2 protein-coding genes are annotated in these 1163 nt (G+C 72.1%); both read left to right on the forward strand.

Translation table 11 applies throughout. The features are described from left to right. Positions 1-645 (forward strand): TSUP family transporter (locus EAD96_RS03205; protein WP_121683210.1); only part of this gene is annotated, 645 nt, incomplete at its 5' end. Further along, positions 630-1163: GNAT family N-acetyltransferase (locus tag EAD96_RS03210; RefSeq protein ID WP_121683211.1), on the forward strand; the 534-nt coding region annotated here is incomplete at its 3' end. The genes EAD96_RS03205 and EAD96_RS03210, both read left to right, overlap by 16 nt.

The following is a 1163-nucleotide window of genomic DNA, read 5'->3' on the forward strand; positions in this document are numbered from 1 at the left end:
GCGACGGCGTTGGGCACGAACAAGCTGGCGGCGATCTTCGGTACGTCGACGGCGGCGGTGACGTACGCGCGGCGGACGAAGCTGGACTGGGCGGTGGCGGGTCCGGCGGCTGGGTTGGCGGTGCTGACGGCGGGGTTGGGTGCGGCGTTGGCGGGTGCGGTGCCGGGTAGCGCGTACCGGCCGGTGGTGCTGGTGGTGCTGGTGGCGGTGGCGGTGTTCGTGCTGGCGCGGCCGTCGCTGGGTGTGGTGGCGTCGCCGCAGCGGCGGACTCCGGCGCGGGTGATGGTGGCGGTGGCGGTGGCCGGTCTGGGTATCGCCCTGTACGACGGGTTGATCGGGCCGGGTACGGGCACGTTCCTGGTGCTGGCGTTCACGGCGATTCTGGGTTCGGATTTCGTGCACGCGTCGGCGATGGCGAAGGTCGTGAACGCGGGCACGAATCTGGGTGCGCTGGTGGTGTTCGGGTTGACCGGGCACGTGTGGTGGGCGCTCGGTGCGGCGATGGCGGTGTGCAACGTGGTGGGGGCTGCGGTGGGCGCGCGGATGGCGTTGCGGCGTGGTGCCGGATTCGTGCGGGTGGTGCTGCTGGTGGTGGTGCTGGCGCTGGTGGCCCGGTTGGGTTACGACCAGTGGATGGCGGGCTGATCGCGGTGGCGGTGCGGGCGGAGCACGACCGGGCGGTGCTGGCGGGTCTGCTGGGCGGGGATCCGGTGTTGCACGCGTACCAGTTGGGTGATCTGGACGATTTCTTCTGGCCGTACACGTCGTGGTTCCGGCGTGGCGACCAGGTGGTGTTGCTGTATCACGGGGTGGAGTTGCCGACGTTGCTGGCGTTCGCGGCGCCGGATCGGGTGGCGGATCTGGCCGCGCTGGTGGCGGAGGCGGCGCCGGTGTTGCCGGCGCGGATGTGGGCGCACCTGTCCCCCGGTCTGGAGGCGGTGCTGTCGCGCTGGTTCGTGGTGTCGGAGGCGGCGGCGCATCACCGGATGGCGTTGACGGATCCGGGCCGGCTGGCGGCGGTGCCGGCGGTGGGTGAGCCGTTGGGGCCGGCGGACGCGGCGGAGCTTTCCGGGTTGTACGCGGTGGCGTATCCGGGGAACTGGTTCGACGCGCGGATGCTGGAGACGGGCCAGTACGTGGGGGTTCGGGAGCGTGGCCGGCTG

The sequence above is a fragment of the Micromonospora sp. BL1 genome, from assembly GCF_003667485.1.
GTDB lineage: Bacteria > Actinomycetota > Actinomycetes > Mycobacteriales > Micromonosporaceae > Micromonospora > Micromonospora tulbaghiae.